The 20,906-nt window shown below is 74.2% G+C and carries 16 protein-coding genes; 10 read left to right on the forward strand and 6 right to left on the reverse strand.

Annotated elements, in window-relative coordinates:
• Positions 1–340 precede the first annotated feature (340 nt).
• The gene (locus ACTJIY_RS00005; RefSeq protein ID WP_253049950.1) at positions 341–808 is read right to left on the reverse strand and encodes a hypothetical protein; all 468 of its coding nucleotides are present in this window, start codon (positions 806–808) and stop codon (positions 341–343) included.
• Between the two features lie 178 nt (positions 809–986).
• Positions 987–1,823, reverse strand: coding sequence for a hypothetical protein (locus tag ACTJIY_RS00010; protein ID WP_440673200.1), 837 nt, complete (start codon positions 1,821–1,823; stop codon positions 987–989).
• A gap of 27 nt (positions 1,824–1,850) precedes the next feature.
• On the opposite strand from ACTJIY_RS00010, the gene ACTJIY_RS00015 reads away from it, so the two are divergent.
• From ACTJIY_RS00015 to ACTJIY_RS00040, 6 genes are all read left to right on the forward strand, one after another.
• Positions 1,851–2,639: an ABC transporter ATP-binding protein gene (locus tag ACTJIY_RS00015; protein ID WP_253049946.1), complete on the forward strand. Its 789-nt coding sequence runs from the start codon at positions 1,851–1,853 to the stop codon at positions 2,637–2,639.
• Positions 2,640–2,715: 76 nt separating this feature from the next.
• A complete protein-coding gene (locus ACTJIY_RS00020) occupies positions 2,716–3,186 on the forward strand; it encodes an NfeD family protein (protein ID WP_308202250.1) in 471 nt (156 codons plus the stop codon).
• A 65-nt stretch (positions 3,187–3,251) separates the two neighbouring features.
• Positions 3,252–4,565, forward strand: a complete 1,314-nt coding sequence (locus ACTJIY_RS00025; RefSeq protein ID WP_253049944.1) for an SPFH domain-containing protein — start codon at positions 3,252–3,254, stop codon at positions 4,563–4,565.
• A 249-nt stretch (positions 4,566–4,814) separates the two neighbouring features.
• Positions 4,815–5,579: a TetR/AcrR family transcriptional regulator gene (locus tag ACTJIY_RS00030; protein ID WP_440673199.1), complete on the forward strand. Its 765-nt coding sequence runs from the start codon at positions 4,815–4,817 to the stop codon at positions 5,577–5,579.
• A gap of 129 nt (positions 5,580–5,708) precedes the next feature.
• Positions 5,709–7,442, forward strand: coding sequence for an ABC transporter ATP-binding protein (locus ACTJIY_RS00035; protein WP_253049940.1), 1,734 nt, complete (start codon positions 5,709–5,711; stop codon positions 7,440–7,442).
• On the forward strand, positions 7,439–9,556 hold the full coding sequence (locus ACTJIY_RS00040; protein ID WP_440673198.1) for an ABC transporter ATP-binding protein: 2,118 nt from the start codon (positions 7,439–7,441) through the stop codon (positions 9,554–9,556). Before ACTJIY_RS00035 ends, ACTJIY_RS00040 begins: the two co-directional genes overlap by 4 nt.
• A gap of 99 nt (positions 9,557–9,655) precedes the next feature.
• Here ACTJIY_RS00040 and ACTJIY_RS00045 read toward each other — a convergent pair whose 3' ends face one another.
• From ACTJIY_RS00045 to ACTJIY_RS00055, 3 genes are all read right to left on the reverse strand, one after another.
• Positions 9,656–9,928 carry a metal-sensitive transcriptional regulator gene (locus ACTJIY_RS00045; protein ID WP_253049936.1) on the reverse strand — a complete coding sequence of 91 codons (273 nt, stop codon included), beginning with the start codon at positions 9,926–9,928 and terminating at the stop codon, positions 9,656–9,658.
• 286 nt (positions 9,929–10,214) lie between these two features.
• The gene (locus ACTJIY_RS00050) at positions 10,215–10,574 is read right to left on the reverse strand and encodes a rhodanese-like domain-containing protein (RefSeq protein WP_440673197.1); all 360 of its coding nucleotides are present in this window, start codon (positions 10,572–10,574) and stop codon (positions 10,215–10,217) included.
• Positions 10,571–12,337, reverse strand: a complete 1,767-nt coding sequence (locus ACTJIY_RS00055) for an FAD-dependent oxidoreductase (protein WP_440673196.1) — start codon at positions 12,335–12,337, stop codon at positions 10,571–10,573. The genes ACTJIY_RS00050 and ACTJIY_RS00055 overlap by 4 nt, the downstream gene beginning before the upstream one ends.
• Positions 12,338–12,489: 152 nt before the next feature.
• On the opposite strand from ACTJIY_RS00055, the gene ACTJIY_RS00060 reads away from it, so the two are divergent.
• Positions 12,490–13,530, forward strand: a complete 1,041-nt coding sequence (locus ACTJIY_RS00060) for a phosphodiester glycosidase family protein (RefSeq protein ID WP_440673195.1) — start codon at positions 12,490–12,492, stop codon at positions 13,528–13,530.
• Positions 13,530–14,693 (forward strand): glycosyltransferase, encoded by a 1,164-nt coding sequence (locus ACTJIY_RS00065; RefSeq protein WP_440673194.1) that lies wholly within the window; start codon positions 13,530–13,532, stop codon positions 14,691–14,693. Before ACTJIY_RS00060 ends, ACTJIY_RS00065 begins: the two co-directional genes overlap by 1 nt.
• On the opposite strand, the gene ACTJIY_RS00070 is transcribed toward ACTJIY_RS00065, so the two are convergent.
• Positions 14,602–17,517: a cation-translocating P-type ATPase gene (locus tag ACTJIY_RS00070; RefSeq protein ID WP_440673193.1), complete on the reverse strand. Its 2,916-nt coding sequence runs from the start codon at positions 17,515–17,517 to the stop codon at positions 14,602–14,604. The genes ACTJIY_RS00065 and ACTJIY_RS00070 overlap by 92 nt on opposite strands.
• Positions 17,518–17,697: 180 nt before the next feature.
• Between ACTJIY_RS00070 and ACTJIY_RS00075 the strand changes: the two genes are divergently transcribed.
• Both ACTJIY_RS00075 and ACTJIY_RS00080 read left to right on the forward strand, forming a co-directional pair.
• Positions 17,698–18,579: a TrmH family RNA methyltransferase gene (locus tag ACTJIY_RS00075; protein ID WP_440673192.1), complete on the forward strand. Its 882-nt coding sequence runs from the start codon at positions 17,698–17,700 to the stop codon at positions 18,577–18,579.
• Positions 18,580–18,681: 102 nt separating this feature from the next.
• On the forward strand, positions 18,682–20,901 hold the full coding sequence (locus ACTJIY_RS00080; protein ID WP_440673191.1) for a HelD family protein: 2,220 nt from the start codon (positions 18,682–18,684) through the stop codon (positions 20,899–20,901).
• Positions 20,902–20,906 lie beyond the last annotated feature (5 nt).

Below are 20,906 nucleotides of genomic sequence, written 5' to 3' on the forward strand. Positions count from 1 at the left end.
ACCACCACCTGGACCGACGTCACCGGCACCGCGACCACCACCAGCACCGCCGACCCGCTGCGCGTCTACGAGGCCCGCTCCCGCCTCGTCACCGACAACCTGCCCGACTGACGCGGCCACCCACCCGCGGCCCCACCGCAGAGGCCCGGACGGCCGATCGACGTCGGCGCCAGCAGCAGGTCCGCTACCGCGACCGGAACGTCGTCGAGCGCTACGTCAACGAGCTCAAGCGGTGGCCCGGCATGCGATGCGAACCGACGGGCCCGCCCGCAACCGCCGCGCCGCGATCGTCCTCGCCGCCACCTCGACCTGGCGACGCACCATCTCACCGTGACGCACCTCAGAGCAGGTCGTTCTCCGCCTCTTCGATGGGGCCGCTCCACCATGAGTCCGGCCCGGTCGCGGTGCGATCGATCGCGTGCAGCCGCTTTCGGAGCTTCCTCAGCCGTGTGCGGTGAGAGAGGCCGTTGCGTGCTGGGAGGACGCGAGGAGGAACCTGCCCCTCCTGGAATGCGCGAAGACGCTCCGCGGCCTGTTCGGCCGTCATCGTCACCGGTGTCGGGGCAGGCGGCCCGGAGCCGAGATACTCCGCGAAGGCCTCCAGGAAGCCCTCGGTGGCCCTTCGGTCGCGGTTGAGCGGGGAACACTCGCCTGTCGCGACATCGCACACCGATGTCGTCCCGTCGCTGTCCTCCATGACCAGAAACTCCCCGTCGTGGACACTGCCGATCTCGCGAGCCCCGGAAACGACGTCCGTTCTCACCGTCGCCGGGTAGAGGTGGATACCGAACAGATGCTCCTCGCGCACGCCCTCAACTCTATCGGGATGGACCGCAACGACTTTCAGCCCCGCAGCACCACATCGATCAACGCACCCTGGGCCTGCGTGCCCGGGCGCCGCACCCTCGTGAGATCGACCCCAACGTTCGAGATCGACCCTCTGGGGGTCGATCTCACGACGCACGGGGGGTCGATCTCGCGGAGCGTCAGGAGGCGGCGATCCAGAGGGTGGCGGCGCCGAGAGCGTGGCGGGAGGCGCGGTCGACTTCGCGCAGGGCGGTGGAGCGCTGGTCGGCCTGCCAGAGGTTGACGGACCCGCCGTCGTCGGCGGTGGCCAGGTCGACGATGGCGCGAAGTCGGGCGGCCTGGGTGAGCACCTGGACGGCGCGCGGCGGGACGGACGCGGGGAGCTGCCAGGCGGGGACGCCGCCCGCGCGCAGGTCCGCGAGGGCGCCGGCGGCGTCGTCGCGCCAGCGCGCGACGTCGAGCTCGTCGAGGGCGCGGGTCGCGAGGAGCAGCGCGGTGCGCAGGTCGCGCTCGGCCTCCGCGAGCGAGCCGAGCGCGCCGAGGGCGTGCGTGCTCCACGGTCCCACCGACGTCACGTGCCACGTCACGAGGTGGCCCGGCTCGAGGTCGCTGCCGAACTCGGTGACCTCCGGGACGAGCGCCCACGAGCCGGACGACGTGGTGACCACGACGCACTCTCCGGCGTCGGTCGCGCGCGCGGCGGCCTCCGGCGGCACGCCGCCGACGTCGCCGGGGACCGGAGCCAGCGCGACGACCTCGCGCGCGTCGCCGGCCCACGCCCCGGCCAGGTCCTCCAGGCGGAGGTCGCCCAGCGCCCCGGACACGACGTGCGGCTCGTCGTCGCGCTGCACGGCGCGGAGCAGGCGGGCCAGCCCGTCGTCGTCGCCCAGGCGCGCCGCGCGCAGCCAGAGCGCGAGGAGCGCGCTGCGAGGGAGGGCGCCCGCGCTGGACGCGGAGCCGGGACCGGAACCCGGGCCGGTCGTGTCGTGCGGGCCCTCGGACGAGTGTGAGACCACGTCGGCCAACCTATAGGGTCGGTGACCATGAGCGCGGTTCTCGACCTGAAGGGCGTCACGGTCCGCCGTGACACCAAGACCATCCTCGACGCGGTGGACTGGCAGGTGAACGAGGGCGAGCGGTGGGTCGTGCTGGGCCGCAACGGCGCCGGCAAGACGACCCTGCTGCAGATCGCGTCCGCGCGCATGCACCCCACCGCGGGCACGGCGGACATCCTCGGCGAGCGGCTCGGCCGCGTCGACGTCTTCGAGCTGCGCCCGCGCATCGGCCTCGCCTCCGCGGCGCTGGCCGAGCGGATCCCGGGCGACGAGACGGTGCGTGACGTCGTCCTGACGGCCGCGTACGGCGTCACCGGCCGCTGGCGCGAGGAGTACGAGGAGTTCGACGCGGAGCGCGCGAGCGACCTGCTCGCGGCGTTCGGCGTCGACCACCTGGCGGACCGCCTGTTCGGCACCCTCTCGGAGGGCGAGCGCAAGCGCACCCAGATCGCGCGGTCGCTCATGACCGACCCCGAGCTCCTGCTCCTCGACGAGCCGGCCGCCGGGCTCGACCTCGGCGGGCGCGAGGAGCTGGTCGGCGCGCTGTCCGAGCTCGCGGGCGACCCGGCGTCTCCCGTGCTCGTGCTCGTCACGCACCACGTCGAGGAGATCCCGCCCGGGTTCACGCACCTGCTGCTGCTCAAGGACGGTGTCGTGCACACGGCCGGCCCGGTCGAGGAGGTCCTCACGGCCGAGAACCTCAGCGACGCGTTCGGCCTGCCGCTCCTTGTCGCGCACGGGGGTGGGCGCTGGATGGCGCGCGCCGCACGGGTGTGACGCACGCGTCGCGCACCTGCGCGGGGACGCGTGCACGGCGGGCGGAAGTTCGGTAAAGTACACGTAAAGCGCGCACGTGGGAACGGGGGTCGAGATGGACTGGCTGTGGTGGGTCGGAGCGGCGCTTCTCCTCGCTCTCGTGGAGATCATCTCGCTCGACCTGGTGCTCATCATGCTGGCCGGCGGCTCGCTCGCCGCGGCCGGCGTCAACGCTGCCGGCGGGCCGTTGTGGCTGCAGATCGTGGCGTTCGCGGTCGTGAGCGCCGTCCTGCTGCTCACCCTGCGGCCGTGGCTCCTGCGCCACCTGCGCTCGCGGGTCCCGCTCACGGAGACGAACGTCGCCGCCCACGTCGGCCGCACTGCGCTCGCCGTCGACCGCGTGAGCGAGTTCGGCGGCCGCGTGAAGCTCGTCGGCGAGGTCTGGACCGCGCGGACCGAGCCTGACGCCCCTCAGATCCCGGTGGGGACGGAGGTGCGCGTCGTCCGGATCGACGGCGCGACGGCCGTCGTCGCGCCGCTGCCCGCCCAGCACCCGACCGGGTCGTGACCGACCGGCACGACCCGCACCGCGCCGCCGGGCGACCGGTCGCGCCGCCGACCAGGAGGTAGTCGATGAACGACCCCAGTCCCGGAACGATCCTCGCGTACGTCGTCCTCGCGCTGATCCTGATCTTCGTGGTCGTCGCGCTCGTCAAGGCGGTGCGCATCGTGCCGCAGGCGGTCGCGATCATCGTCGAGCGCCTGGGCCGGTACTCGCGCACGCTCGAGCCGGGCCTGCACCTGCTGGTGCCGTTCATCGACCGCGTGCGCGCCTCGGTCGACCTGCGCGAGCAGGTCGTCTCGTTCCCGCCGCAGCCCGTGATCACCTCGGACAACCTCGTGGTCAGCATCGACACGGTGATCTACTTCCAGGTCACGGAGCCCAAGTCGGCGGTCTACGAGATCGCGAACTACATCACGGCGATCGAGCAGCTCACCGTGACGACCCTGCGCAACGTCATCGGTTCGATGGACCTCGAGCAGACGCTCACGAGCCGCGACCAGATCAACGGCCAGCTCCGCGGCGTGCTCGACGAGGCCACCGGGCGTTGGGGCATCCGCGTCAACCGCGTCGAGCTCAAGTCGATCGACCCGCCGCCGAGCGTGCAGGGCTCGATGGAGCAGCAGATGCGCGCCGAGCGTGACCGTCGTGCGGCGATCCTCACCGCGGAGGGTGTCAAGCAGTCGCAGATCCTCACGGCCGAGGGCGAGAAGCAGGCGGCGATCCTCCGGGCCGAGGGTGACGCGCAGTCGAAGATCCTCACGGCCGAGGGCGAGGCGCGCGCGATCCTCCAGGTGTTCGACGCCATCCACGAGGGCGACGCCGACCCCAAGCTGCTCGCGTACCAGTACCTCCAGATGCTCCCGCAGATCGCGAACGGCAGCGCCAGCAAGCTGTGGGTCGTGCCGACGGAGTTCACGGCCGCGCTCGGGTCCATCGCCAAGGGCTTCGGCGGCGTGCCCGGGATCGACGGCGGGGGAGTGCCGAGCGCGACGCCCGCCGAGGACGCGGAGGCGGCCGAGGCGAGCGCCGAGGCGCGCCGCGAGCGCGAGCGCGACCGTGTGAAGTTCGGCGTGCCGTCCCTCACCGACCCGTCGGAGGCGCTGGCCGAGGCGCGTCGTCAGGCCGAGGCGGCCACCGCGGACGCCACGAGCGCGGGCACGCGCTCCGGTCTCCCGTTCGACCCGCAGACCGAGCGCGGCCAGCACCCGGGCGGCGCCGGCGAGCACCGCGCGGGCCCGCCGGAGCCGGGTGCCGCGACGCCGCGCCCGCTCGGGGGCCCCGCGCAGTACGCGCCACCCCCGCCGCCGCCCGTGGAGGACGCGCCCGGGGCGGACGAGCCGCCGTCCGGCGAGCAGCCGCCGTCGTTCCCGCCGCACCGCTGACCTCCGGGGTCGACGTCGCACGGTGACGCCGACGCCGACGCCGACGCCGACGGCACCGCGACGCTGACGCCCGCGTCGTCGGCACCCTGCGGGTGACCCCCGACGGACGCTGGGTCCGTACCGCAGAGCCCCGCACCTTCCCGGTGCGGGGCTCTCGCACGTCGCAGCAGGCGTGTCGTCGGCGGTACAGAGTTCCGCCGTGAGCGGACGACATTGCGAGTGAGTGCTCACTCAGTTAGCGTCGCCCTCGTGACACCGCTCCCTTCCCCGTCGGACGCGCCGCCCGGCACGTCGCCCGACGCGTCCGCTCCCGAGCGCACGCGCGCCCGCCCGCTCTCGCGCGAGGAGCGGCGCGACGCGATCGCGGCCGCGACGATCCCGCTCCTCGTCCAGCACGGCGCCGCCGTCACGACCCGGCAGATCGCGGACGCCGCTGGGGTGGCCGAGGGGACGCTGTTCCGCGCGTTCGCCGACAAGGACGAGATCCTGCACGCCGCCGTCGTACGCTCGCTCGACCCGGCGCCCGCGGTCGCCGCGATCACCGGGCTCCCCGACGACGACGGTCTGCGCCCGCTCGTGGTGAGCATCGTCGAGTTCCTGCTCGAGGCGCAGCGCGTCGGGATGCGGATCTTCGCCGCGGCCCACCAGGTGCTCGACCCCCACCGTGGCGGCGCGCACGGGGCCGGGGCCGGCGACCCGCGGACCGAGCGGCAGGACCGGGCCGACACCGTGCGGCGGATGCATGCCGGGCACGGCCCGGACGCGCGACGGGCGGGGTTCGACGCGCGCGAACGCTCCGCGCGCGAGATCGTCGGGGCGATCGAGCGCACGCTCGTCGCCCACCGCGCGGAGCTGCGCGTGGACCCGGGGCTCGCGGCGCGCGCCGTCTTCTCCCTCGTCTTCGGAAACGCCTTGCCGCACCTGTCCGGCGGTGACAGGCTCGACGCCGTGCAGCTCGCCGACCTGATCCTGGGCGGCATCGGAGCGGACGTCACCACCGACCCCTCGCCCTGAGGGGCGCGCCGCCTGCGCCCTGCGGCGGCCCTCGCCCGGCCCGCCGCACGGTTCGAGCCCCCCGGTGCGCCCGGGAGCGTCCACCGGCCCGACCCTCCGTCCCGTAGCCCCCACCCGGACAGGAAACCCATGCTCGTCAGCCTCTTGAAGACGCGGTTGCGTCCCTACCTGACACCCATCCTCATCCTCCTCGGGCTCCAGCTCGTGGCGACGCTCGCGTCGCTGTACCTCCCGAGCCTCAACGCCGACATCATCGACCAGGGCGTCACGCAGGGCGACACCGCCTACATCATGCGCACCGGCGGCCTGATGCTCCTCGTGAGCCTCGGGCAGGTCGTGTGCGCGGTCGGGGCCGTGTACTTCGGTGCTCGGGTCGCGATGTCGTTCGGCCGCGACGTGCGCGCCGGCCTGTTCACCAACGTGCAGCGCTTCTCCGCCCAGGAGATGGGCCAGTTCGGCGCGCCGTCCCTCATCACGCGCACGACGAACGACGTGCAGCAGGTGCAGATGCTCGTGCTGCTGTCCCTGACGATCATGGTCATGGCGCCGATCATGCTCGTCGGCGGTGTGGTCATGGCCCTGCAGGAGAACGTCGAGCTCTCCGGCCTGCTCCTCGTCATCGTGCCGGTGCTCGGCGTGAGCGTGGGGCTCATCATCTGGCGGATGGTCCCGTACTTCCGGCAGATGCAGAAGAAGATCGACGGCATCAACGCCGTCCTGCGCGAGCAGATCACGGGCATCCGCGTGATCCGCGCGTTCGTGCGCGAGCGGCACGAGGCCGAGCGGTTCGACGTCGCGAACGACGCGCTGTTCGACGTCTCGCTCAAGGCGGGCAAGCTCATGGCGCTCATGTTCCCGACCGTCATGCTCGTCATGAACGCGTCGAGCATCGCGGTGCTGTGGTTCGGCGGGCGCCAGATCGACGCGGGCGACATGGAGGTCGGTGCGCTCACCGCGTTCCTGTCCTACCTCATGTACATCCTCATGGCCGTGATGATGTCGACGATGATGTTCATGATGGTGCCGCGCGCCGCGGTCTCCGCCGAGCGCATCACCGACGTCCTGCGCACGACGGCCACGGTCGTCGAGCCGGAGCGGCCCGTGGCGCTCACGTCGCGGACCGGGCGCGTCGAGCTCGACGGCGTCGAGTTCCGCTACCCGGGAGCGGAGGACCCGGTGCTGCACGACGTCTCGTTCGTGGCCGAGCCCGGGCAGACGACCGCGATCATCGGCTCGACCGGCGCCGGAAAGACGACGCTGCTCAACCTCGTGCCGCGGCTGTTCGACGTCACGGGCGGGTCGGTGCGCATCGACGGGACCGACGTGCGCGACCTCACGGGCGCGGACCTCGGGTCGCTCCTCGGCCTCGTGCCGCAGAAGGCGTACCTGTTCTCCGGCACCGTCGCGGACAACCTCCGGTACGGCCGCCCCGACGCGACGGAGGAGCAGATGTGGGAGGCGCTCGACGTCGCCCAGGCCCGCGAGTTCGTCGAGGCGCTGGACGGCGGGCTCGAGGCGCCCGTCGCACAGGGCGGGACGAACTTCTCGGGCGGACAGCGTCAGCGGCTGGCGATCGCCCGCGCGATCGTGCGCGACCCCGCGGTCTACCTGTTCGACGACTCGTTCTCCGCGCTCGACTACGCGACCGACGCGCGCCTGCGCGCGGCCCTCGCGCCCCGCACCCGCCGGTCCACGGTGATCGTCGTCGCGCAGCGCGTCGCGACGATCCGCGGCGCCGACCAGATCCTCGTGCTCGACCACGGCCGCATCGTCGGCCGCGGCACGCACGCCGAGCTCCTCGAGTCCAACGAGACGTACCAGGAGATCGTCTACTCCCAGCTCTCGATCGAGGAGGCAGCATGAGCGGCGAGCAGGACGCCTCGCGCACGCCCGCGCCGTCGGGCAGGGACACCCCCGCGCCCGGTTCCGACGCTCCCGCTAAGGGCGGCGACGTCGCCCGGACCCGGCTCGCCGGGCGTCCCCGCGGCGGCGGTGGGCACGGCCCCATGGGCGGCATGGGCGTGCCCGGAGAGAAGGCGCTCGACTTCAAGGGCTCGCTGCGCCGGTTCGCGGCGTCGCTGCGGCCCGAGCGCGTGCCGATCGTCGCCGTCGTGGTCCTCGGCGTCGTCTCGGTGGCGCTCGCGGTCGCCGGCCCCAAGCTCCTCGGGAACGCGACGAACATCATCTTCGCGGGCGTCGTCGGGTCCCAGCTCCCCGCGGGCGTGACGCAGGCGCAGGCCGTCGACGCGCTGCGCGCCCAGGGGCAGGACCAGATCGCGGACCTCGTCTCGGGCGTCCCCGGGCTCGTCCCGGGCGAGGGCATCGACTTCACGGCGCTCGCGACCGTGCTCGCGTGGGTGCTCGCGGTCTACGTCGGCTCGTTCCTGTTCGGCTGGCTGCAGGGGCGCATCACGGCGATCGTCGTGCAGCGCACCGTCTACCGGCTGCGCGGGGAGGTGCAGGCCAAGCTCGGGCGCCTCCCGCTGTCGTACTTCGACCGCAACGCGCGCGGCGAGATCCTCTCGCGCGTCACGAACGACATCGACAACATCTCCCAGACGCTCACGCAGACGCTCTCGCAGCTCGTGACGTCGGTCCTCACCGTGGTCGGCGTGCTCGGCGTGATGTTCTGGATCTCGCCGCTGCTCGCGGTCGTCGCGCTCGTGACGGTGCCGCTGTCCGTGATCGTCACGGCCCAGATCGCCAAGCGCTCGCAGCCGCAGTTCATCCAGCAGTGGGCTGCCACGGGGCGCCTCAACGCCCACATCGAGGAGATGTACACCGGGCACACGCTGGTCAAGGTCTACGGCCACCAGCAGGCCGCGATCGACGACTTCGAGCGCGAGAACGGCGACCTGTACGACGCGAGCTTCAAGGCGCAGTTCATCTCCGGCACCATCCAGCCGGCGATGGGCTTCATCGCGAACCTCAACTACGTGATCGTCGCCGTGGTCGGCGGTCTGCGCGTCGCGTCGGGCACCATGACGCTCGGCGACGTGCAGGCGTTCATCCAGTACTCGCGCCAGTTCACGCAGCCCATCACGCAGATCGCGTCGATGATGAACCTGCTCCAGTCGGGCGTCGCGTCGGCCGAGCGGGTCTACGACCTGCTCGACGCCGAGGAGCAGACGCCGGACCCGTCGCCGGCGCAGACGGTCGACCCGGTGCGCGGTCGCGTCGCGTTCGACGACGTGTCGTTCTCCTACAGCCCGGACACCCCGCTCATCGAGCACCTCGACCTCGTCGTGGAGCCGGGCCAGACGATCGCGATCGTCGGGCCGACCGGCGCCGGCAAGACCACGCTCGTCAACCTGCTCATGCGGTTCTACGACGTGGACTCGGGCCGGATCACGCTCGACGGCGTGGACACGCGCGACATGACGCGCGACGACCTGCGCTCCGACATCGGGATGGTGCTCCAGGACACGTGGCTGTTCCAGGGCACGATCGAGGAGAACCTGCGGTACGGCGTGCGCGACGGGCGCGAGGTGAGCGACGAGGAGTTCCTCGCGGCGACGCGCGCGACGCACGTCGACCCGTTCGTGCGCACGCTGCCCGACGGCTACGCGACGGTGATCGACGACGAGGGGTCGAGCGTGAGCGCGGGGGAGAAGCAGCTCCTCACGATCGCGCGCGCCTTCCTCGCCGACCCGGCGATCCTCGTCCTCGACGAGGCGACGAGCTCGGTCGACACGCGCACGGAGGTGCTCGTGCAGCAGGCGATGAACGCGCTGCGCGAGGGCCGCACGTCGTTCGTCATCGCGCACCGTCTGTCGACGATCCGCGACGCCGACACCATCCTCGTCATGGAGCACGGCTCGATCGTCGAGCAGGGCTCGCACGACGAGCTGCTCGCGGCGGGCGGTGCGTACGCGCGACTGTACGAGAGCCAGTTCGCGGCGCCGGTCGGCGCCGAGGCGCAGGACGACGCGGTGGACGCCGCCGCGGCCCCCGCGGGGCGGCCGGCCGGCGCCTGACATGGCTCGGCCCGCGCCGGCCACCCTCGGGTGGACCGGCGCGGGCCGGTTTGCGAGGACGACGAGGGCCGGCGCCCGGGTGGTGATCCGCCCGGGCCCTCAGGCGAGCGAGAGGAACAGCTTCTCGAGCTTCGCGACGTCGAGCGTCGGGTCCTCGCCGTCCTCGGCCGGCTCGGTGAGGCACTGGCGCATGCCGGACGCGATGATCGCGAAGCCCGCGCGGTCGAGCGCGCGCGACACGGCCGAGAGCTGCGTGACGACGTCCTCGCACTCCCGTCCCTCGTCGATCATGCGCACGACGGCGGCGAGCTGGCCCTGGGCGCGCTTGAGCCGGTTGACGACCTTGTCCATGTCGGTGCGGTCGAGCTCCACGGTCGTTCTCCTGCGTTCGTCGGGGTGGTTCGTCTGGGGAGGTTCGGCAGCCGCCTGCCGCGGTGCCCGGTCTGCCGGGCTCCGGGCAGGGCCGCCGTCAGGCGCAGGTGCAGCGCTGCTCGGGCGGCACCTCGGCCATGACCTCGTCGGCGTGCATGCCGCAGCCGGTCCAGGTGGTCTTGCCGCAGGTGCGGCACAGGGCGGGACTGCACATGGTGTTCTCCTCGGTTCGGGGGTTCGGGGGTTCGGGGGTTCGCTCGAGGCGGGGCGGTCGGGTGGTGCAGGTTCAGCGTCGCACGGCTCCGCCCGCGGCCTGCCACGCGCCGAGCCCGCCGGACAGGCTCGTCGCGGTGTAGCCGAGCGAGCGGAGCTGCCGGGCCGCGGTGCGCGAGCGCATCCCGGACGCGCACACGACGACGACGGTCGCGCCGTCCGTGAGGCGACGGGGCGCGGCGGACGGGAGGTCGGCGAGCGGCACGTGCACGGCCTGGGGTGCGTGCCCGGCGCGCCACTCGTCGCGCTCGCGCACGTCCAGGAGCGTCGCGCCGTCCCGGACGAGCTGCACCGCCGTGGTGGCGTCGACGGTCGGCCGCAGGGCGCCGTCGTCGGTCGCGCGGGAGAAGAGGCGGCGGAGGCGGTCGATCATGCGGGGACTCCTTCGAGGGGGCGCGCGGCGCGCGGCGTGGTGGTCAGGGTGAGCCAGCCGCCGGAGAGGTTGCGCGCGTCGAGCCCGGCGGCGAGCAGGACGCGGGTGGCGAGGTAGGAGCGCACGCCGCTCGCGCAGTGCACGGCGACGGGCCGCCCGGCCGCGGCGGCGCGCACCTCGTCGAGCCGCTCGCGCAGCTCGGTGTGCGGCACGTTGAGGGCTCCGTCGAGGTGTCCGCCGGCGTGCTCGGCGCGTGACCGGACGTCGAGCACGAGCGACGTCGCGACGACCTCGTTGAGGTCGGACGCGTGCCACTGCGGCATGGTGCCGTCGAGCACGTTCTGCGCGACGAAGCCGAGCATGTTCACGACGTCCTTGGCCGCGCCGAACGGCGGCGCGTACGCGAGCTCGAGCTCGGCGAGGTCGTCGGCGGCGAGCCCGGCGCGCAGCGCCGTCGCGAGGACGTCGATGCGCTTGTCCACCCCGGCACGGCCCAGGGCCTGGGCGCCGAGCAGGCGGCCGTCGGGCGCGAAGCTCGCCGTCAGGTGCACGGGCTCCGCCCCGGGGAACCAGCCCGCGTGGTGGGCCGCGTGGACGCGGACCTGCTCGTGCGCGACGCCGGCGGACGTCAGCGTCGCGTGGCTCGGCCCGGTGACCGCGGCGGTGAGGCCGAACACCCGCACGATCGCGGTGCCGAGCACGGGCGCCTGTGGTGTGGTGCGGTGGCCGAGCATCGAGTCCGCGGCGCGTCGGCCCTGGCGGTTGGCCGGTCCGGCGAGCGGGACCGGGCCCGTCGCGCCGGTCACGGCGTGCACGACCTCGACCGCGTCGCCCACGGCCCACACGTGCGGGTCGGACGTGCGCTGGTCGGCGTCGACGCGGATCGCGCCGCGCTCGCCGAGCGCCAGACCGGCGGCCGCGGCGAGGTCGCTCGCGGGCCGGACGCCGACGCTCACGAGCACGACGTCCGCGTCGAGCGTCGTGCCGTCCGCGAGCTCGATCGCGACGGCGTGGGTCGCGCCGGTCGGCTGCGGCACGACGGCCGTCGCGGAGGTGCCGAGGTGCAGCCCGACGCCGTGGTCGCGCAGCTCGTCCGCGAGCAGCGGGGCGAGGTCCGGCTCGAGCGGCGGCAGCACCTGGTCGGCGCGCTCGACGACGTCGACCGCGAGCCCGCGGGCGACGAGCGCCTCCACGGCCTCCAGGCCGATGAACCCCGCGCCCACGACGACGGCCCGCACCGGGGCCGTGCGCCCCGCGGCGACCTCGGCCTCGAGGCCCGTGAGCCGCTCGGCGAGCGCGTCGAGGTCTCCGATCGTCCGCAGCGTGTGCACGGCCGGGTGGTCGAGACCGTCGACCGGCGGGAGCACGGTGGTCGCGCCCGGCGCGAGGAGGAGCGCGTCGTAGTCGAGCTCGTACGTCCCGCCCTCGGCGGCGACGGTGACCGTGCGCGCCGCGCGGTCGACCGCGGTGACGCGGTGACGCGTCCGCACGTCGAGGTCGAGGCTCGCGCGGAGCGAGACGGGCGTGTGCAGCAGGAGGGCGTCGCGCTCGGCGATCTCGCCCGCCACCTGGTACGGGAGGCCGCAGCCCGCGAACGAGACGTGGTCGGACTGCTCGAGCACCACGATCGACGCGTGCTCGTCGAGGCGACGGGCGCGCGCGGCGGCGCTCATGCCGCCCGCGACGCCCCCGACGACGACGATGCGGCGCGGGCCGTCGGTGTCGGACGGGTGGTTCGTCGAGCCGGGAGTCGAGGGGATCATGGCTCGACAATACCCCCGGGGGTATCGATCGCCGCAAGCCGACGGGCTGAGAGGTCCGTCACGGGACGTGCCCGGTCGGTGGGCGGACCCCTCACAGCCGACGAACAGCCGCGCCACCTGGGCGGCACACGCCCGCTCCGTAGACACGGACCATGAGCACCCAGGACCCGGCACCGACCCCGCACGACCCGTCCGCCGTCCGGCGCCCGCGCCGACGACGATGGCGTGCCGCGCTCGTCGCGACGCTCGCCGTGCTGCTCCCGCTGGGAGGCGCCACGGCATGGGCGCTGGACCGGTTCGTCGTCGAGCACGTCGAGATCGCCGACGTGACGGCGTACGAGGCGTCGCAGAGCGCCGACGCGGACGGGACGTCGGACCACGGCACCACGGCGGACGACAGCGCGGGCGCCTCGGCCGAGACCACCACGGGCGCTGCGACCGTCGACGGCGACACCTACACGTCCGACGGCACGAGCATCACGGTCTCCCGGGTGACCACCGGCTCGGGCGACGACACCGTGACGTACTACGTGGCGGACGTCGTGCTCTCCGACATGACGGACCTGCGCTCCGCGTTCGCGCAGGACGCGTTCGGCACGAACATCACGGAGACGACGTCCGACATCGCGGCCGACCACGACGCCGTCCTCGCGATCAACGGCGACTACTACGGGTTCCGCGACACCGGCATCGTCATCCGCAACGGCGTCGTGTACCGGGACGAGGGCGCGCGCGAGGGCCTCGCGCTCTACCGCGACGGCCACGTCGAGGTCTACGACGAGACGACGACCGACGCGCACAGCCTCGTCGACGCCGGGGTCTGGAACACGCTGTCGTTCGGGCCCGCGCTCGTGGAGGACGGCGAGGTCGTGGCCGGGATCGACGACGTCGAGGTCGACACGAACGTCGGGAACCACTCGATCCAGGGCGAGCAGCCGCGCACGGCCGTCGGGGTGGTCGACGCGAACCACCTCGTCCTCGTCGTCGTGGACGGCCGTCAGGCGGGCTACTCCCGCGGCGTGACCATGACGGAGCTCGCCGGGATCCTGCAGGGCCTCGGCGCGACGACCGCGTACAACATCGACGGCGGCGGTTCCTCGACCCTGTACTTCGACGGCGAGGTCGTCAACAGCCCGTCGCAGGGTCGCGAGCGCGGCACGTCCGACGTGCTCTACGTCGCGGACGGTGCGTGATGGCCGCAGCGACCACACACGCGACGGCGACCGCGCTCGGCGCCGACGCCGCGCGGACCGCCGTCGTCGTCCCCGCGTACCAGCCGGACGCGCGCCTCGTCGCCCTCGTCGACGCGCTGCGCGCCGCGGTCCCCGGGCTGCCGGTCGTGGTGGTCGACGACGGCAGCGACCGGCGGTGCGGGGGAGTGTTCCGCGCGGTGAGGGCGCTGGGCGCCGTCGTGCTCGCGGTGCCGGTGAACCGCGGGAAGGGCCACGCCCTGCGCGCTGGGATCCGGTGGGTGCGTGACCGGTTGCCCGGGCACGGCGTCGTGTGCGCCGACGCGGACGGGCAGCACACGGTCCTCGACGTGCTCCGCGTGGCGGCACGGTCGCAGAGCGAGCCCGACGCCGTCGTGCTCGGCGCACGACGCTTCGCAGGGGACGTCCCGCTGCGCAGCCGCGTGGGCAACGCCGCGACGCGCTGGGCGTTCACGGCCGCGACGGGGACCCGCGTGCGCGACACCCAGACCGGGCTGCGCGCCTACGGGCCGGGCCTGCTCGACGACCTGCTCGCCGTGCGCGGCGACCGGTACGAGTACGAGTTGCGCGCGCTCCTCGACGCGACCCGCGCGGGCCGCCGGATCGTCGAGGTGGACGTCGCGACGGTCTACCTCGACGACAACGCGTCCTCCCACTTCCGGCCCGTCGCCGACTCGCTGCGCGTGTGGGCACCGCTGCTGCGGTTCGCCGCGTCGTCGCTGGGGTCGGCCGCGGTCGACGTCGTCGCGCTGCTCGTGCTGCACGCGCTCACCGGGTCGCTCCTCGCGGCCGTGGTGGGCGCGCGCCTGCTCAGCGCGGGCGTGAACTTCGCCGTCAACCGTCGCCTCGTGTTCGCGGGCGGGCGTGACGTCCCGCTGCGCGCCGCCGTCGTGCGGTACGGGGCGCTCGCGGTCGTGCTGCTCGCGGCGAGCTACGGGCTGCTCGCGCTGCTGACCGGGCTCGGCGTGCCGCTCCTCGCGGCGAAGGCCGGCACCGACGCGGCCCTCTTCGCGACGAGCTACGAGGTGCAGCGGAGGGTCGTGTTCGCTCGCCTCACCCCTGGACGGCGCGCTCACCGGCGTCGTGGCGCTCGACGAGAGCGGGCACGTGGTCGCGCGCGGTCCAGCGTCGGCCGACCCACTTGATCACCTCGACGAGCAGGAAGACGACGAGCGCGAGCCCGAGCGTCTTGCCCCACTCGACGACGTCGATGGGGGCCGAGTCGAACCAGGAGTGCATGAACGGCGCGTAGACGAACACGGCCTGGAGGGCGAGGAGCGTCACGGCCGAGACCCAGATCACCCGGTTGCCGCGCAGCACGTCGAGCGTGAGGCTCGACCGGTCGAGGAACCGGCAGTTGAACAGGTACGCGAGCTGGCCGAGCGCGAGCATCGTCACGGCGGTCGTCTGGGCCTCGGCGATCGGGACGCCCTGGGCCCGCTCGACGTAGAACAGCAGGATCGTCGCGCCGCCGATGAGGAGCGAGACGAGCAGGATGCGCCGCACGTACGCGCCGTCGAGGATCGACGCCTTGGGGTCGCGCGGGGCCCGGCGCATGACGTCGGGCTCCGCCTTCTCGTACGCGAGCGCGAGCGACAGCGTGACCGCGGTGATCATGTTGATCCACAGGACCTGGACCGGCTGGAGCGGCAGCGTGAGGCCGAACAGGACCGCGACGAGGATGACGAGCGACTGCGCGCCATTGGTCGGCAGGAGGAAGAGCACGGACTTGCGGATGTTGTCGTAGATCCGCCGCCCCTCCTTCACGGCCCGTTCGATGGTCGCGAAGTTGTCGTCGGCGAGCACGACCTCCGCGGCCTCCTTGGTCGCCTCCGTGCCCTTGATGCCCATCGCGACGCCGACGTCCGCCTGGGTGAGCGCGGGGGCGTCGTTCACGCCGTCGCCCGTCATGGCGACGACCTCGCCGTGCGACTGGAGCGCGGAGACGATCCGGATCTTGTGCTCGGGGCTCGTGCGCGCGTACACGTCGACGTCGCGCACCACCTGGCGCAGCTTCTCCGTGCTCATCTCCTCGAGCTCGGGGCCGGTGAGCACGGCGGGCGCGACGTTCTCGCCGGTCCCGTCGTGAGGGTCCACGATGCCCATCTCGCGGCCGATCGCGAGGGCCGTGCCCGCGTGGTCGCCCGTGATCATCTTCACGCGGATGCCCGCGTCGCGGCACTCGGCGATGGCCTCGATCGCCTCCGGCCGCGGCGGGTCGACGATGCCGACGAGCCCGCACAGCTCGAGCCCGTCGGCGACGTCGGCGACGTCGAGGTCCGCCGTGTCCGCCGCGGCGGTCCGCCGCGCTGCCGCGAGCACGCGCAGGCCGCGCCCGCCGAGCACGTCGATCTGCGCGTCCCAGGACGCGCGGTCGAGCGGCTCGGTCGTGCCGTCCGTGCCGACCTGGGTCGCGCAGCGGTCGAGCACGCGGTCCGGCGCGCCCTTGACGTGCACGTGCAGCCCGCCGTCGGGGTCGGCGTCGAGCGTCGCCATGAACTTGTTCTCGGACTCGAACGGGACGACGGCGACGCGCCGCCACCCCGTGGGGTCGACGCCGGCCTTCATGCCCAGCGTGCGCAGCGCTCCCTCGGTCGGCTCGCCCACGAGCCGCCAGCCGTCGGCGTCCGACGCGTCGGGCACGATCCGTGCGTCGTTGCAGAGCATCATGACGGTCGCCAGGGCCGCGAGGTCCCGGTCGTCCGTGAGGTCCGCGTGCCGCGTGCCCGACGCCGGTCCGTCGCCCGGGTCTCCGGCCGCGCCGGGTGCGCCGGTCGGCCCGGGGCGGGGCGCGTCGTCGGGCACGGTCACGTCCCCGACGGGCGCGTACCCCGCGCCCGCGACCGTGAACGTCCGCCCGCTCGTGCGGACCGTGCGCGCCGTCATCTCGTTCTTGGTGAGCGTCCCGGTCTTGTCCGAGCAGATCGTCGTGACCGACCCGAGGGTCTCGACCGCGGGCAGCTTGCGCGTGATCGCGCGGCGGCGGGCCATCTGCTGCACGCCGAGCGCGAGCGTGATCGTCACGAGCGCGGGCAGGCCCTCCGGCACCGCGGCGACCGCGAAGCCGATCGACGCCGAGATCAGCTCCGGGACCGAGAAGTCGTGCACGACCCGGCCGACGACGACCATGACGACGGCCATCGCGAGGATGAGGACCGCGAGGAGCTTGCCGAACCGGTCGAGCTGGCGCGTGAGCGGCGTCGCGAGGCTGCGGACCTCGGAGATCATGGTCTGGATCCGGCCGATCTCGGTCGCCGTCCCTGTCGCGGTGACGACCCCGACGCCCTGGCCCGCGGCCACGAGCGTGCTCGAGAAGAGCATGCTCGACCGGTCGCCCACTCCCGCGTCCGCACCGACGGCGTCGACCGTCTTGGCCGCCGCGACGGACTCGCCCGTGAGCGCCGACTCCTCGACGCGCAGGTTCGTCGCCTGGATCAGCCGGACGTCCGCGGGCACGCGGTCGCCCGAGCGCACGCGCACGACGTCGCCCGGCACGACGTCGTCCGCGTCCACGCGCGCCCACGCGCCGTCGCGCCGGACCTCCGCGTGGACCGACAGCATGTTGCGGATGCCCTCCAGCGCGCTCTCCGCGCGCCCCTCCTGGATGAACCCGATCGCCGCGTTGATGACCGCGACGGCGAGGATGACCGTGAAGTCGACCCAGTCGCCGAGGATCGCCTTGAGCACCGCGGAGACGAGCAGGATGTAGATGAGGACGTCGTCGAAGTGGACGAGGATCCGCTTCCACAGCGGGTCGCGCTGCGGCGGGGGCAGCCGGTTGGGCCCCACCTCCGCGAGCCGCGCCGCGGCGTCGGCGTTCGAGAGGCCGCCCGCGTCCGTGCCGAGCTCGGCCAGGACCTCGTCGGGCGGGCGCGACCACGGCGCGGCGAGCGGGGGCTCGGCGGCGCCCGCGGAGGTCGACGAGACCGTGGTGGCGGGGGTCGGTGCAGCGTCCGGCGCGGATCCCATGTGCCTATTCGACCCCCGATGCCCGGATCGCGCGAGAGACGAAGGACCGTGAGCCGCGCCACGCCCTCGTGGTCGGTCGGACACGAGGCGTGCCGAACCCGGGATCGTTCCTCAGGACGGTCGGATCGTGGGGAGCGACCCCGGAGTCGGCGCGCGTGGTGCGCCTGGGAGAATCGACGCGTGAGCGACACCAGCACCCGGGCCGACCTGCGGGTCGTGCACGTCACCGACCCCGCCGACGACCGCCTCGCGGACTACAACCGCCTGACCGACGTCGCGCTGCGGTCCAAGCACGAGCCGGAGAAGGGCCTCTACATCGCGGAGAGCTCGACCGTCATCCGGCGTGCGCTCGCCGCGGGCCACCGGCCGCGGTCGTTCCTCATGGCCGAGCGCTGGCTCGACGACCTGGCCGACGACATCGCCGCCCTGCCGGTCGACGACGCGCCCGGGGGCACGGGCGAGCCGGTCCCGGTGTACGTGGGCGCGCCCGACGTCCTCGAGGCGATCACCGGGTTCCACCTGCACCGCGGGGCGCTCGCGGCGATGCACCGCCCGCCGCTGGAGTCCGTCCCCGACCTGCTCTCGAAGGCCCGGGGCGACACGGGGGCCCGGCGCGTCGCCGTGCTGGAGGACATCGTCGACCACACGAACGTCGGCGCGATCTTCCGCTCCGCCGCCGCGCTGGGCGTGGACGCCGTGCTCGTCTCGCCGCGGTGCGCGGACCCGCTCTACCGCCGCTCGGTACGCGTGAGCATGGGCACGGTGTTCCAGGTCCCGTGGACGCGCTTCGAGACCTGGCCGGGCGGGCTCGACCTGCTGCGGGAGGAGGGCTTCACCGTCGCCGCGCTCGCTCTGGCCGACGACGCGGTGAGCCTCGACGACGTCGTCGCGGACCCGCCCGAGCGGCTCGCGCTCGTGCTCGGCACGGAGGGCGACGGGCTGTCGCGCGGCGCGATCGCGGCGGCGGACCGGGTCGTCACGATCCCCATGGCCGGGGGAGTGGACTCGCTCAACGTCGCCGCGGCGTCGGCGGTCGCGTTCTGGGCGACCCGCGTGCCCTGACCTCGGCGCGCGCTGCCCCGGAGGCAGCGCCCGGCCTCCGGGAACAATCGGGCGGGACGGCGCGTTGGGCCCGTGTCCGTACGTCGTACGAGAAGAGGTTCCGTGCCGGTCCAGCCCTCCCCGTCCCCGTCTGCCACCACCCACCGCGACCACCGCGACCACCGCGATCCCGCCACGCACGCCGTCGCGGAGGAGCAGCAGCACCTCGACGCCGCGCTCGCGCGCCGCACCCAGCTCCTCGCCGAGCTGGACGCCCAGCTCGCCGTGCCGGTCGACCCGGACCGGCCCGGCGCCGAGGACGTCGTCGAGCGCTCGCGGCGCGCGGGGCTGCACCGTCGGCGCACCGAGCTCGAGCGAGCGGAGAGCGGGCTCGTGTTCGGCCGCGTCGACACCGTCGAGGGCGTGACGCGCCACGTCGGGCGGGTCGGGATCGCCGCGCCCGACGACGACGCCGACCCGCTCGTGCTCGACTGGCGCGCCGACGGCGCCCGCGCCTTCTACACCGCGACCGCGCGCGAGCCGCAGGGCCTCGCGCGGCGCCGGCACGTGCGGACCGCGGGCGACCGCGTCACCGGCGTGGACGACGAGCCGCTCGACGGCTCGGCGACCGGGCCGGACGACGAGGACGGCCTCGTCGGCGAGGGCGCGCTGCTCACCGCGCTCTCCGAGCGGAGGACCGGCCGCATGGGCACCGCGGTCGCGACCCTCCAGGCCGAGCAGGACGCGATCGTGCGCGCCCCGGCCGAGCAGACGCTCGTCGTGCAGGGCGGACCGGGGACGGGCAAGACGGTCGTCGCGCTGCACCGCGTGGCGTACCTGCTGTTCACGCACCCGCACCTCGCGGAGCGCGGCGTCCTCCTGCTCGGCCCGTCGTCGCGGTTCCTCGAGTACGTGGCCCAGGTGCTGCCCGCGCTGGGGGAGACGGCGGTCGTGTCCGCCACGTGCGACACGCTCGTGCCCGGCGTCGCGCCCGAGCGCGACGAGTCGCGGGAGATCGCCGAGCTCAAGGGCCGCGCGCTGTGGCAGGACGTCGTGGCGCGCTACGCCGACTCCCTGGTCCCGGACGCGCGAGCGCTCACGGTGCGGCTCGACGGCGAGCCGCTGACGCTCGACGCGGCGCGGGTCGGACAGGTCCTGCGCGCGGCCCGCGCGGGCGGCCGCAGCGTGCTGGCCGCGCGCCGCCGGGCCGTCGACCTCCTGCTCGACGCGCTCGTCGACGAGGCCGCGGCACGGCACGCCGAGCTGCTCGAACGCGTCGAGGAGGGGTTCGAGGACGTGCTCGGGAAGCTCGACGCCGGGCTCGCCGCGCGCGACGACCGCGCCCCGACCACCGGCGCGCGCGGCGGCGACGTCGACGGCGAGCTCACGGACGACGACCTGGACCGGCTGCGCGACGACCTCGCGGGCGAGCCCGGGTTCACGACCGCCGTCGACGCCTGGTGGCCCGTCACGGACGCGCGCACGGCGCTCGCGGACCTGCTGGGTGACGCCGCGCTGCTCGCGCGGCACGCGCCCGCGCTCTCGGCCGCGGAGGTCGGCCTCGTGGTGGGCGAGCCCGTCGGTCTCGCACCGAGCGACGTCCCGCTCCTCGACGCGCTCGCCGACGCGCTGGGCACCCCGGACGCGCCCGGCGAGCAGGGCGAGTTCCTCGCGCAGCGCGCGACGACGCGCCGCGACTGGGTCTACGGGCACGTCGTGGTCGACGAGGCGCAGGAGCTCTCGCCCATGCAGTGGCACATGGTACTGCGCCGCTGCCCGACGCGTTCGGTGACCGCCGTCGGGGACGTCGACCAGACCGAGGCGCCGCACCGTCACACGGACTGGGCGGACGTCGTCGGCCCGGTCTTCGGGGAGCGCTGGCACCGCGCGGACCTGACGATCTGCTACCGCACGCCCCGCGAGGTCATCGAGCTCGTCGGGCCCGTGCTGCGCGCGGCGGGCAGCCGCAACGCGCCGCCCCGTGCGGTGCGCGACGCGGGGGTCGCGCCGCGCGACGTCGTCGTGCCCGCCGACGCGTCGGACGCGACGCTGGGCGCGGCGGTCGCGGCCGAGGTCGCGCGTCTCGCGGAGCGGTACGACGGTGGCTCCGTCGGCGTCGTGGCGCCGCGCGACCGGCTCTGCCGCCTGGGCGCCGCCGTGAGCGGGGTTCCCGTCCTCAGCACCTCGGAGGCGAAGGGGCTCGAGTGGGACGCGGTCGTCGTCGTCGACCCCGACGGCATCGCCGCCGAGCCGCGCGGCAGGAACGGCCTGTACGTCGCGATGACCCGGTGCACGCAGGAGCTCGCGCGCGTCAGCGTGGGCGCGCCGTCCGGGACCGGCTGACGCTC

Origin of the sequence: Cellulosimicrobium sp. 22598, assembly GCF_052044445.1 — a bacterium.
GTDB classification, from domain to species: Bacteria; Actinomycetota; Actinomycetes; order Actinomycetales; family Cellulomonadaceae; genus Cellulosimicrobium; species Cellulosimicrobium cellulans_G.